Below are 12,278 nucleotides of genomic sequence, written 5' to 3'. Positions count from 1 at the left end.
TTTTTTTATCTGCCGACCAGCAGGTATAAAGCATCGGTGAACCGGCTGCTTTATCGTACCGGCGGGCATTTCCAGCTATTGCTTTTACCGAATTTGAAAGTGGCGCCAATGGAAATATTGTAGTATTTATCTTTCCGCTGCGGATTTGCGGCACGGCTAAACCCATCAATATAATCGCTGAAGCTGTAACGGTAAGTTGTTTCCAGATGCAGAAACCATTGATCGGTGAGCCCGTATTGTATACCTCCACCAACAGGAATAACGGGCAGTAAGCGGGGTGTTCTTCGTGCAAGATCAGTTGCAAGACCTGCAATAACATCCGGCTCCTCTGCAAAATAATCGGCATTAAAATTTGAGGCGTCTCTTCTCACCCGTAACAAACTGAAGCCGGCGCCAGCAAACAGGTAAGGCGATAATGTGCCCTTGCCTTCTTTCAAATAATTATCTGCAAATGGTTTCCAAACTGCAACTGCTGAAAACTCAAGCACCGGTGTGCGGAAATTAAAATTGCGTTGCTGCCTGTATGCGGGTGTATTGTATTTGGCATCATTGCCTCTTAAACCTGCAAAAGAAAGATTCGCTCTTATACCCCACGATGAATTGAGATAACGAGTGCCATACAAACCTAATCCTGGCCGCATGGTTTTAAACGATCCGAAACGGCTTGGTGTAAGATCGCCCTGGTAAATGTATGTGCCGATGTTGGCCCCTGCTTCGTACTTCGATGTGCGTAACTGTGCGTTGGTTTCGGTTGTAACGAATACCATCAACACGAAAGACAATGGTTGGAATGTTGCTTTCATTCGATGAATGTTTAATCTTGAAAAATGAAAGCAGAATAGTTTGGTAAGGATGCGAATGAGGTGGTTATACGGTGTGTTGCTGTAAACGTTGAAAATAAGTTTTCATTATACAGGCTTTGTTAAAGCATTGGAAAAAGAAAAGTATAACCGTGTGGATGTTTTAGAATTGGGTCATCTGCAGAAAAATTATGTATTGAAACTACAGCAACAACTAAACCAGCAAAAAGAAGAATCGGCGAACAGGCTCTTTGTACCGATGAGTTAGGCCTGCTTCCATTCTTTAATTACATCGGTGTACGAATCGCTAACGGGTAGTTCAATACCCGATTCGAGTTTGAGCTTTCGGTTTACTGCCGATTTTATTTTACTGCTGTTTACGATATAACCACGGTGGATACGTTTAAACGAAACAGGAAGTTTTTCCAGCACAGCTTTCAGCGTCATCAACGTCATTACAGGTTTGCTGTTGTTGCTATGTATGCGGATATAATCGTCGAGGCTTTCAATGTATTCAATGGTACTGCAGTTGATCTTCACCAATTGGTATTCCGAAAAAACCATCAGCACTTCGTCGGCCATTTCGGTTGGTTTGTTTTTGTATTGATGATAATCGTTTGCCTTTTGTACTGCTTTCGAAAAGCGCTCGAAGCTGATGGGCTTTAGTAAATAATCAACCGCATCAAGCTCAAACCCGTCAATGGCAAATTTTTTATACGCAGTGGTGAAAATGATCATGGGCGGATTGCTGAGCGAACGCACCAGGTCGAGCCCCGTTATATCAGGCATATTAATATCAACAAACAACAGATCGACGGTTGTTTGTTTAAGATATTCCGATGCAGAAACCGCATCGGTAAAGGTTTGCAGCAACTGCAGCTGCGGATGATCGCCAATATACTTCTGCATTAACTGCAAAGCCGGCAACTCATCATCAATAGCTACACATTTTAACGGCATAGATGCGGTTTAATTTAGATCAGAATTGTAAAGTTAGTTTAACGGTATAAAACCCGCTGTTAGTGTCGATACTGATATCGTGTTTTGCCGGGTAAATGTGTTGCAAACGTTTCAATGCGTTTTGCTGCCCAATACCTGTACGTTCCAGCTGTGTTTTCTTTTCGTACAGTTTATTCATTGTTTCAAACTGCAGTTCTTTATCGCCTGCATCAATACGTATTACAATTGGCGATGGTTCGTGATTGCTTACCCCATATTTAAATGCATTCTCCACAAACGTCATCAATAATAACGGCGGAATTTTTTTCCATTGCAGCTGCCCGTTTGCAGTAAACATTACCTGTGCATTTTTTCCAAGCCTCAACTGTTGCAGATCAATATAATCACGAATACAATCTACTTCCTGCTGCAAGTCTACTTTATCTTCTCTTGCATCATCGGTTATATACCGCATAATGTTCGAAAGCTTCATAATACTGTCGGCCGTATGTTCGCTTTTGCTTACTGCCAGCGAATAAATATTGTTGAGTGTGTTAAACAAAAAATGCGGATTCACCTGCGCTTTTAAAAACGACAGTTCTGCATTTGCTTTTTCTGCTTCGGCCAGTAGTGCCCGCTGTTCGGTTAATCGCCACTGCCGGAAAACAAACATGGCCGAGGAAAGCAACCACAGCAGCATAAAGAGAATGATGCTCATAATATCGAAATGCGACTCCCGTTTCATCGGTTCGGGCATCTGTGGCGGCTCAGTAAAAAAATCCTGCTCCATCATTCCCTGTGGCGGACCTGCATGTGTTTCTCTTGCAGCGCTCATCACCGCATCAAACGGTTTTAACCAAAACACCAGTAAAAAAAGGAGTGCAAAAACAACTGCATACAAAATGTATCGTTTCCGCTCGAACAGATAAGGAATAAATACAAACCTGTTGCTATAAAAAATGGAAGGGAAAATGATGCAGAAAAAAAGAACCGGTAACGTAAACAGGTTAATGGACGAAGCCGTACCATCGGGGTTGCCATTGGTAATAAAGAAAAAGATGATGCTGTAAAAAAGAATCCACCCGGTGGCATGCACTGCTGCTGTAACGGCTGTAGAACGGTTCATGTGCAAATGAAGTTCGTTAAAAAAAGGGAATGTACAGAGTATCGGTGAGCAGGTAAAATGACCAGATGAATGGCCTGCGAAATCAACAGGTCTGTGCAAAATCTTTTTTCTGTTTCCAGCCCCGCAACCCTACTTTTGCTGCCGTAGCGGTTTCCGGCGTCATAGCCGGGATTAAAAGGGAAGTCCGGTGCAAATCCGGCGCTATCCCCGTAGCTGTAAGTTCTAATGATGAGTAATCAGTAATGAATGATGAGTAAAGCGGTTCCGCACTCATTATTCTTCATTCATCACTCATCCTGTTGATTTCTACAGACCACTGTTCATGCAAGCTGTTTGGCGCATGAATGGGAAGGTGCTCAACAGCGAACAAGCCAGAAGACCTGCCGATACTATTTCATTAATCATTTGCTTTCGGGTGAAAGGCAGGAGATGTAACGGCACATCGCTTTTATATTTTCTAATTCTTTTTCTGAAAGCAGTCACAACAAAACCCTTTTTTCAAAAAGATGAAAAAGAATTTTCTTGTAGTGGCTGCCGGATTATTTTTCAGCAGTCAGCTAAATGCCCAGGACACAACTGCAAAATCGTTAGGCGAAGTATTTGTAACCGCCAATCGTATTGCACAAAAACAACGTGCCACAGGTAAAGTGATAGCCATTATCGATCAGGCAACCATTCAACGTAATGCAGGCCGTACCGTTTCTGAAATTATCAACCAACAGGCCAGTGTATTCATCAATGGTGCAAACAACACACTTGGTACCAACCAGGATATTTATTTCCGTGGTGCAACAAGTGGAAATGTGTTGATTCTGATCGATGGTGTTCCTGTAGGTGATGCATCGCAATCGAACAATGCATTTGACCTGAACCATATCAGCACAGGTATGGTAGAACGTATCGAAATTTTAAAAGGCGCACAAAGTACTTTATGGGGAAGCGATGCTGTTGCAGGTGTTATTAATATCATTACCAAAAAAGGCGGCAGCAAAAAAGCTGAAGTAAATGGTTTGCTGAGTTATGGAAGCTACAACACACTCCGTGCAAATGCCGGTGTTGGTGGAAAGCTGAATGCATTTTCTTACAACCTCAATTACAATTTTACAGACAGTAAAGGATTCTCTGCTGCACAGGATACAACCGGTACAAAGAATTTTGATAAAGACGGATTTAAGCAAAACAACTTCGTAGCCAACCTTCGGTACGATTTCAATAAACATTTTGCAGTAAAAGGATTCAGCAATTTTGGTCAATATAAAAATGGTATTGATGCAGGTGCTTATGCTGATGATGCAGATAATAACGTAACACAAAAGAACAGGAACAACGGACTTTCATTTCTGTACCAAGGCAATAAACTGAATCTTACTTTATCACAAAATTTACTTAACAATACAAGATTGTATGTAGATGACAGCGCAAGTGTTGGTGGCTTTGCTAAATATTCAAAAGGTTCATACGAAGGTAACAGCAGTATTACAGAGTTATTCGGCAGTTATCGCTTTATCGATCAGTTGTCGTTAGTAGCAGGTTTACAAAACATTGCACAAAACACAACGCAATCGTACAAAAGCATCAGTGTCTTTGGCCCTTATGAAACAGCTTTAGGCGATTCAGCAAAAGCAAATAACTTTTCGTTTTATGCCTCGTTACTGGCAACTGAACTTGCCGGGTTTAATATGGAAGCCGGTTTTCGTGTAAACAGCCACAGCATTTATGGAACAAATGCAACGTACACATTCAATCCATCTTATAACATTGATAATAAAACAAGAGTGTTTGTAAACATTTCTTCGGGTTATAAAATTCCTTCACTTTACCAACTGTATAGTGAGTATGGAAACAAGGAACTGAAACCTGAAGCAACACAGAACTACGAAGTGGGTGTGCAATCGTTTAGTGCAGACAGGAAAAACGCAATCCGTTTTGTTGCATTCAAACGAGACATTAAAAACCTCATCATTTTCTATACCAGTCCTTCATGGGAAAGTTACTATATCAACCGTGATGAACAACACGATTATGGTTTTGAAGTGGAAAGTAGTATTGGTCTCGGTAAGATCGGCACATGGACAAACAACTTCACTTATATTGATGGCGAAGGAAAAAACAATAATGTAAAAGTGAAGAACCTGTATCGTCGTCCTAATTTCAGTTTTAACAGTGTACTTACACTTGAACCTGTAAAAGGATTAACCTTAATGCCTTCGTTCCGTTTCATCAGCTCAAGATTAAAAGGTGCTTATGATCCGGGACCTGCGCAAATGCCGTCTTATTACACGATCGATTTTTACACCGGTTATCAGGCAACAAAAAACCTGCGTTTATTTGTTGATCTTCGTAATATCACAGATCAGGTGTATTATGATGTTCCCGGCTATAACAGTCGCAAGTTTAATGTAACAGGAGGCGTAAGCTTTCAATTTTAATAACCAATGATGAGTAATGAGTGATCAGTTGAACCCACTCATTACTCATCATTCATTACTCATTATCATATGTCAACACAAAAAATCAATCCCCGTTTTGCAATCCTGGCAATCATTATGATTGCTGTTGCGGCTTTACGTATTCCCAATGCAGCCCAACTCGGACCGTTGAGCAACTTTACACCTATTGGTGCAATGGGCTTGTTTGGCGGTGCTTATTTCAGCAAACACTGGAAAGCATTTGGTTTCCCCTTGCTTACTTTATTGCTTAGTGATCTCATCATTAACATATTTGTTTATGATGGACAGTATGGAATTATGTATGGCAGCTGGTATTGGGTATATGGTGGTTTTGTGTTGATCGTTTTATTGGCAAGACTGTTCCTGAAAAAAGTAAGTGTACAGAATGTTGTGCTTACGGGTATTGCAGGAACATTGGTTTACTGGTTGGTTGTTGATTTTGGTGTTTTCCTGTTTGGCTGCACCGATATTACTACGGGCCAAACAATGGATCACAGTTTTGCAAGTCTTATTAAATGCTATGCACAAGGTGCGCCTTACATGAAAAACTTTCTGATCGGCACATTAGTGTACAGTGGTATCATGTTTGGTGCATTTGAATGGATGAAAGCAAACAAGCCATCGTTGCAAACAGCTTAATTGTATTCACACTCATTACTGATCATTCATCACTCATCATGAAAGCTTGTTCCTTTTTACCGGCCGCTACGCAAATGATCTACGACATGGGTTTGCAACACTTACTGCATGGCGTAACGTTTGAATGTCCTCACACTGCATTAGAAGAAAAACAAAAAGTAGTGCGTTGTGTCATGGAAGGAAAAAATTACAGCAGCGATGAGATCGATAAAATATTTTCGGCCAGCAAAGCAGAAGGCAGAAGCCTGTATTATGTTGATGAAGAAATACTTCAAACCATACAACCCGATGTGATCTTTACACAGGATGTATGTGAAGTATGCCAGATCGATACTGCCTGTACTGCTGCAGCGGTTGCCAATCTTGAAAAACAACCAAAGCTGGTTACACTTACACCGCAAACACTTGATGATGTGTATTACACAGCTGTAACCATTGCAACAGCTCTCGGTCATGAATCAGCAGCCTATCATTATCTCTCCGGTTTACAGAAACGTACTTTACATATTCTTGATAAACTTCGTCGCCATCACATGCCCTTAAAACGTGTGCTGCTGATGGAATGGATACAACCTATTTACAATTGCGGTCACTGGATCCCTTTTCAGGTTGCACAGGCCGGTGGTATTGATATGCTCAGCAATCCCGGTGGCGATAGCATAGTTACACAGTGGGACAAAATTGTGAAATACAATCCTGAAGTATTAGTAATTGCTCCATGTGGTTTTACTGTTGAACGTACAAAAGAAGAATTGCACCTGCTTACATCAAAAAAAGAATGGCAGCAACTGGAAGCCGTAAAAACAAATGCGGTGTACATCTGCGATTATGATCTGTTTACACAACCATCAGCATCTACATTGGTTGATGGTATTGAATTATTAGCTGCATTGTTTCATCCTTCCTTATTCCGAGTACCAAAACACTTGCAAACAAAATACTTTCACTTTTCAACCACGCAGGAACATGTGCAAGCATGAACAAAAAAACTGTCCACGTTGTAATACGCCTTTCGAATGCAGAGTAGGCGATATTACGAACTGCCAATGCTACGGTATTGAATTGAGTGTGGATGAAGAAGCATTTATTACCAAACAATTTTCCGATTGTTTATGCCGCAATTGTCTGCAGCAATTAAAAAGCAGGTACACTTTATTTACAGAACAGAAAGATCTATACAGTAACCGTTGAAATGACAAGAGTAAAAACATGCAGCAAATGTGGCGTTGAGTTTGGTTGTGGTTCCGATGGATCCGAAGGAGGTTGCTGGTGCAATACTTATCCGCCATTGTTTACTCCCGATCCGGTGATCAATTGCATGTGTCCGCAATGTCTTCACCAGGCAACAAAAGAAAAGATCGATGCGTATGTTGCAGACATGACGGTTGAAAAAGCATTGAACGACAATAAAGCCAAAGATCTTCCACGCAATGGCAAGCAGATGGTGGAAGGAATCGATTATTATATGGAGAACGGTTATTTTGTATTTACAACCTGGCATCATTTACGTAGAGGTTACTGTTGCAAAAGCGGATGCAGGCATTGTCCCTACGGTTTCAAAAAACAAACAGCATGATCATTTTTATTACAGGTGGTGCACGCAGTGGTAAAAGCAGGTATGCGCAGGAACGTGTATTGGCACTCAGCAATAATCCTGTGTATGTCGCAACGGCCAAAGTGTGGGACGACGATTTTGAACAACGTGTAAAGCGTCATCAAAACGATCGTGATGAACGCTGGACCAACTTTGAAGAACAACGCAACGTAAGTGCATTGCCCATCGATAACCGTGTGGCTATGATCGACTGTGTTACCTTATGGCTCACTAATTTTTTTGTGGATACAAAGAGTGATATTCATGCATCGCTTGAACTGTTGAAGAAAGAAATTGATGCATTGCATACAAAGTCCGGCACTTTTTTTATCATCAGCAATGAAATAGGAATGGGCGTGCATGCCGATACTGAGATCGGTCGCAAGTTCACCGATCTGCAGGGCTGGGCCAATCAATACATTGCAGCAAAAGCGGAGGAAGTAGTGTTGATGGTAAGCGGGATTCCAGTGAAAATTAAATGAGTGATGAGTAATGAGTGATCAGTGCGGACAACCAACTCATTATTCATCACTCATCACTCATTATTCATCATACATCATTCACAACTCATCATTCATTATCCATCACTCATAAAATGATCTCATCAATATTCTGTTGGAGCGGAGGAAAAGACAGTAGTTATGCGTTGCACAAAGTGTTGCAGGAAGGCGTGTACGATGTAAAATATTTGCTCAGCACTTTCAACGGCAATTACAAACGTTTATCGATGCATGGTGTGCGGGAAGAGCTGATTGAAGCACAGGCTGCATCCATTGGTATTCCGTTACTGAAAGCATACGTGTACGAAGCAAGCAATGCTGAATATGAACAACAGATGAAAACTATTTTGCTGCAGGCAAAAGCAGAAGGCATCAACCATGTGTTGTATGGCGATCTTTTTTTAGAAGACCTGCGTGCTTACCGTGAAAACAAAATGAAAGAACTCGATATGCATTGCGTATTTCCCATCTGGAAAACCGATACACAATGGATGATCAACGATTTTGTGACAAAAGGATTTGAATCTGTCTTGTGTTGCATCAACGATGGTTATTTAGATGAAAGCTGGGTTGGCAGAACCATCGATCAGCAATTCATCAACGAACTGCCATCAAACGTTGATCCGTGTGGTGAGAACGGTGAGTTTCATTCTTTTTGTTTCAGTGGCCCCGTCTTTAAACAACCAATACCTGTTGCAACCGGAGAAAAAACCTACAAAGCTTTAGAAATAAAAACCAGCGATCATCCTACTCCAATTGCAGATGTTGGAACGAAAGGTTTCTGGTTTTGCGATCTTGTTTTACAAAATCCATCATCATGACAATTGAACAACAACTGCAACATAAGATCAACAATAAAACAAAACCTGTTGGTGCATTGGGTATGCTGGAAGAGCTGGCATTAAAAATCGGCACAATACAACATAGTTTATCACCACGCATCAGCAAACCTCATATCGTTGTGTTTGCAGGTGATCACGGTATTGCAGCAAGTGGTAAAGTAAATCCATACCCGCAGGCTGTAACAGCACAAATGGTTTTGAATTTTGTAAACGGTGGTGCAGCTATTAATGTATTTACCAAACAACATAACATTGGTCTAACAGTTGTTGATGCAGGTGTGAATTTTGATTTTGATGTATCACTCCCAATCATTCATGCAAAGATCAATCATGGTACTACCGATTACAGTGAATACAATGCCATGAGTATTGATGAGGTAAATGCAGCGATTGAAAAAGGCAGAAGCATTGTGCAGACATTGTTTGATGAAGGATGCAATACCATCGGCTTTGGCGAAATGGGTATCGGTAATACTTCTTCTGCTTCACTCATCATGCATCATTTATTAAATCTTCCATTGAAAGATTGTGTGGGAAGAGGAACAGGTTCAACAGATGAACAACTGCAACGCAAGCTGGATACATTGGAAGATGTAAGCAAGTTGCATGAACTCAATCGTTATGATATTACGCCGCATCAATTGCTTTGCCGCATTGGCGGCTTTGAAATTGCTATGATGGCCGGCGCTTACCACAAAGCAGCAGAGTTAAACATGATCATTGTGGTTGATGGTTTTATTGCAACCGCAGCATTGCTTGTTGCCAAACAATACAACAAATCGATTGCTGATCATTGTGTGTTTGCACATTGCTCCGATGAAAACGGTCATCGTAAAATGTTAGAGCATCTCTATGCAAAACCTATACTGCAGTTAGGCATGCGACTGGGAGAAGGTACCGGTGCTGCATTGGCTATACCCATCTTGCAAAGTGCTGTTGCATTCTTAAATGAAATGGCGAGTTTTGAAAGTGCAGGGGTGAGTGGAAAAGAATAATTTACTTAGCCGGGAAGACGAGGAGACGGAAAGATGAATCTATATTTTTTCTTCCAGCCTTACCGTCTTCCCGGCGTTTAATACGAATAGCGGCACAATCATTTATCTTGCAGCAACATGAAAAAGCAGATCGAAATATTTTTCACCGCCTTAATGTTTTACACCAGGATTCCTTGCCCCGAATGGGTAACGCATGATCCGGAGTACCTCAACAAAGCAACACGTTTCTTTCCATTCATCGGTTGGATCGTTGGCGGCATTTGTGCGTTGCTGTACATGGGCACAGAGTTTTTTCTTGGTGCACCCATTGCCATTTTATTATCAATGATCGCAGGCGTATTAACAACAGGTGCTTTTCACGAAGATGGTTTTGCAGATGTATGTGATGCTTTCGGTGGTGGCTGGACAAAAGAGAAGATCCTCACCATTATGAAGGATAGTCGTGTGGGGGCTTACGGTGTTATTGGCATGATCCTGATTCTGTTGTTGAAGTACACTTCGTTGAGTTCAATTCCTTTCAGTTTAATGTGGATGGTATTATTGGCTGCACATAGTTTCTCCCGCTTGTGTGCAGTGCTTATTGTTGTCACAAGCAAATATGTTCGGGAGAATGATGATGCCAAAGCAAAACCATTGGCAAAATCAATCACCGCTTATGAAATTATTCCGGCTGTACTGTTTGGATTAGCGCCTTTATTGTTTTTTCAGCGCTTTGAAATTTTATATGCACTCATTCTTCCTTTACTTGCCACGTTTTTCTTAAGAAGATATTTTCATAAATGGATCGGTGGATATACAGGCGATTGTTTAGGTGCAACACAGCAGGTAACTGAAGTATTGTTTTACATTGGCCTGATAGCATACTGGAAAATTGAATACATACTTTTGTGAGAGTCTTTACCGCAGAGAATGAAGAAAAGGAGTTTGTTGAAGAGTTGTTTTCTCTGCGATCACCTCAGCGTTCTTTTTTCTTGGCGGTGATAAAAAATTAACATGAGTACAGAAATCTATTTAATACGACATACCACACCCGATGTAGAAAAAGGAACCTGTTACGGCCAGGCCGATCTGGATGTAACAGAAAGTTTTTTGAGCGAAGCTGCACGCATCAAAGAACATTTACCTGCACATATTCAAAACGTATATTCAAGTCCGTTACAGCGTTGCAGCAAACTGGCACAACATTTATTTCCATCACACAGCATTTCTTTTCATGATGAATTAAAGGAGATCAATTGTGGTGAATGGGAATTAAAGAAATGGGATGATCTGCCGAAAGAAGTCGTAATGCCCTGGATGAATGATTTTGTAAATGTGCGTATACCCGGCGGCGAAAGCTATCTCGATCTATTGGCCCGCACCACGGCAATCTTTGAAAAAATTGTTGCACAGAAAGAACATGCGGCCATTGTATCGCATGGCGGTGTATTGCGTAGCATTCTCTCCCACCTTACCAATACTGCTTTAATCGAATCGTTCAATGTATTTAAGCTGCAGTACGGCTGTGTTGTAAAACTATCTTTAAAAGATGATCAGTTTATACACGAAATTTTACACAATATTCAAAGCACATCGGAGCAGCATAAACCCAGTTTTAAATAGTTGACGATTGCTTAAACAAAGCGGCACAAAAGAAAAGTTATCTTTGTGCAAACAATCGTCATGAACTTCGACTTCAGCCTCAGCCAACTGCTTACAGTTTCGTTTACGTTATTTGCTGTAATTGATATCATCGGCTCTATCCCCTTGCTTATTGCCATGAAAGATAAGATGGGCGCTATCCGTGAATTCAAAGCCACGCTCATCTCCGGTGCGTTGATGATCCTGTTTTTATTTGTGGGCGAATCGTTCTTACAAATGCTCGGCGTTGATCGTCGTTCCTTTGCAGTGGCCGGTTCCATCGTGATCTTTGTACTGGGATTGGAAATGGTATTAGGTCATGAGTTTTTCAAAAGCGATAAAAATGCAAAAAGCGGAACAGTGGTTCCGATTGCCTTCCCGATCATTGCCGGGAGTGGAACGCTGACTACGATTATGTCGCTTGGTGCCAACTATTCCAACCTTGTTATTCTAATAGCCATCCTTTTCAACCTCGTGGTGGTGTTTATTGTATTAAAATCATTGCAATACATAGAAAAATTGCTTGGCCCTGCAGGTTTACTTGCTGTGCGGAAATTTTTTGGCGTAATATTGCTGGCTATTGCCGTAAAAATATTTGCAGGTAATGCAGGTGGATTGATCAAATAATTTGAGAATGCAATTTTCACAATTATCAAATTTTCAAATCGATCCATTTTCAAACTTTCCCGGCCTCGTAGTACAATGGATAGTATAAGAGTTTCCGAAGCTCCAGATACAGGTTCGATTCCTGTCGAGGCTACTACTAAAAATCC

The 12,278-nt window shown here is 41.1% G+C and carries 15 protein-coding genes, 1 tRNA gene and 1 riboswitch; of the genes, 13 read left to right on the top strand and 3 right to left on the bottom strand.

Annotated features, from left to right (window positions below; genetic code table 11):
* Window positions 1–50: 50 nt before the first annotated feature.
* A complete protein-coding gene (locus tag ESA94_RS11720) occupies window positions 51–803 on the bottom strand; it encodes a DUF6089 family protein (protein ID WP_129131096.1) in 753 nt (250 codons plus the stop codon).
* 88 nt (window positions 804–891) lie between these two features.
* Between ESA94_RS11720 and ESA94_RS21440 the strand changes: the two genes are divergently transcribed.
* Window positions 892–1,068 carry a hypothetical protein gene (locus tag ESA94_RS21440; RefSeq protein ID WP_164972721.1) on the top strand — a complete coding sequence of 59 codons (177 nt, stop codon included), beginning with the start codon at window positions 892–894 and terminating at the stop codon, window positions 1,066–1,068.
* Here the strand turns inward: ESA94_RS21440 and ESA94_RS11715 are convergent.
* Both ESA94_RS11715 and ESA94_RS11710 read right to left on the bottom strand, forming a co-directional pair.
* The gene (locus ESA94_RS11715; RefSeq protein WP_129131095.1) at window positions 1,065–1,760 is read right to left on the bottom strand and encodes a LytR/AlgR family response regulator transcription factor; all 696 of its coding nucleotides are present in this window, start codon (window positions 1,758–1,760) and stop codon (window positions 1,065–1,067) included. The genes ESA94_RS21440 and ESA94_RS11715 overlap by 4 nt on opposite strands.
* A 19-nt stretch (window positions 1,761–1,779) precedes the next feature.
* Window positions 1,780–2,865, bottom strand: a complete 1,086-nt coding sequence (locus ESA94_RS11710; protein ID WP_129131094.1) for a sensor histidine kinase — start codon at window positions 2,863–2,865, stop codon at window positions 1,780–1,782.
* 130 nt (window positions 2,866–2,995) lie between these two features.
* Window positions 2,996–3,267, top strand: a riboswitch (cobalamin riboswitch).
* Between the two features lie 104 nt (window positions 3,268–3,371).
* On the opposite strand from ESA94_RS11710, the gene ESA94_RS11705 reads away from it, so the two are divergent.
* The 12 genes from ESA94_RS11705 to ESA94_RS11650 all read left to right on the top strand — a co-directional run bounded on the left by ESA94_RS11705 (window position 3,372) and on the right by ESA94_RS11650 (window position 12,265).
* Window positions 3,372–5,294: a TonB-dependent receptor plug domain-containing protein gene (locus ESA94_RS11705; protein WP_129131093.1), complete on the top strand. Its 1,923-nt coding sequence runs from the start codon at window positions 3,372–3,374 to the stop codon at window positions 5,292–5,294.
* 69 nt (window positions 5,295–5,363) lie between these two features.
* Window positions 5,364–5,954 (top strand): DUF6580 family putative transport protein, encoded by a 591-nt coding sequence (locus ESA94_RS11700; RefSeq protein WP_129131092.1) that lies wholly within the window; start codon window positions 5,364–5,366, stop codon window positions 5,952–5,954.
* Window positions 5,915–6,934 carry an ABC transporter substrate-binding protein gene (locus ESA94_RS11695; RefSeq protein WP_240671041.1) on the top strand — a complete coding sequence of 340 codons (1,020 nt, stop codon included), beginning with the start codon at window positions 5,915–5,917 and terminating at the stop codon, window positions 6,932–6,934. The genes ESA94_RS11700 and ESA94_RS11695 overlap by 40 nt, the downstream gene beginning before the upstream one ends.
* Window positions 6,921–7,145: a cysteine-rich CWC family protein gene (locus ESA94_RS11690; protein ID WP_129131091.1), complete on the top strand. Its 225-nt coding sequence runs from the start codon at window positions 6,921–6,923 to the stop codon at window positions 7,143–7,145. Before ESA94_RS11695 ends, ESA94_RS11690 begins: the two co-directional genes overlap by 14 nt.
* Window position 7,146: 1 nt before the next feature.
* The gene (locus tag ESA94_RS21685) at window positions 7,147–7,530 is read left to right on the top strand and encodes a DUF5522 domain-containing protein (protein ID WP_129131090.1); all 384 of its coding nucleotides are present in this window, start codon (window positions 7,147–7,149) and stop codon (window positions 7,528–7,530) included.
* Window positions 7,527–8,030 carry a bifunctional adenosylcobinamide kinase/adenosylcobinamide-phosphate guanylyltransferase gene (locus tag ESA94_RS11680; RefSeq protein ID WP_129131089.1) on the top strand — a complete coding sequence of 168 codons (504 nt, stop codon included), beginning with the start codon at window positions 7,527–7,529 and terminating at the stop codon, window positions 8,028–8,030. The genes ESA94_RS21685 and ESA94_RS11680 overlap by 4 nt, the downstream gene beginning before the upstream one ends.
* A 14-nt stretch (window positions 8,031–8,044) precedes the next feature.
* Window positions 8,045–8,869, top strand: coding sequence for a Dph6-related ATP pyrophosphatase (locus ESA94_RS11675; RefSeq protein WP_205755969.1), 825 nt, complete (start codon window positions 8,045–8,047; stop codon window positions 8,867–8,869).
* Window positions 8,866–9,885 (top strand): nicotinate-nucleotide--dimethylbenzimidazole phosphoribosyltransferase, encoded by a 1,020-nt coding sequence (cobT, locus tag ESA94_RS11670; protein WP_129131088.1) that lies wholly within the window; start codon window positions 8,866–8,868, stop codon window positions 9,883–9,885. The genes ESA94_RS11675 and cobT overlap by 4 nt, the downstream gene beginning before the upstream one ends.
* Before the next feature lie 117 nt (window positions 9,886–10,002).
* Window positions 10,003–10,776 carry an adenosylcobinamide-GDP ribazoletransferase gene (locus ESA94_RS11665; protein WP_129131087.1) on the top strand — a complete coding sequence of 258 codons (774 nt, stop codon included), beginning with the start codon at window positions 10,003–10,005 and terminating at the stop codon, window positions 10,774–10,776.
* Window positions 10,777–10,878: 102 nt separating this feature from the next.
* Window positions 10,879–11,487, top strand: a complete 609-nt coding sequence (gene cobC / locus ESA94_RS11660; protein ID WP_129131086.1) for an alpha-ribazole phosphatase — start codon at window positions 10,879–10,881, stop codon at window positions 11,485–11,487.
* A gap of 60 nt (window positions 11,488–11,547) precedes the next feature.
* On the top strand, window positions 11,548–12,132 hold the full coding sequence (locus ESA94_RS11655) for a MarC family protein (protein ID WP_129131085.1): 585 nt from the start codon (window positions 11,548–11,550) through the stop codon (window positions 12,130–12,132).
* A gap of 61 nt (window positions 12,133–12,193) precedes the next feature.
* Window positions 12,194–12,265, top strand: a tRNA-Arg gene (locus tag ESA94_RS11650).
* Window positions 12,266–12,278 lie beyond the last annotated feature (13 nt).

The sequence above is a fragment of the Lacibacter luteus genome (assembly GCF_004118265.1).
Taxonomy (GTDB): domain Bacteria; phylum Bacteroidota; class Bacteroidia; order Chitinophagales; family Chitinophagaceae; genus Lacibacter; species Lacibacter luteus.
The sequence above is the reverse complement of the archived record's forward strand: the minus strand, read 5'-3'. Positions and strand labels throughout refer to the sequence as shown.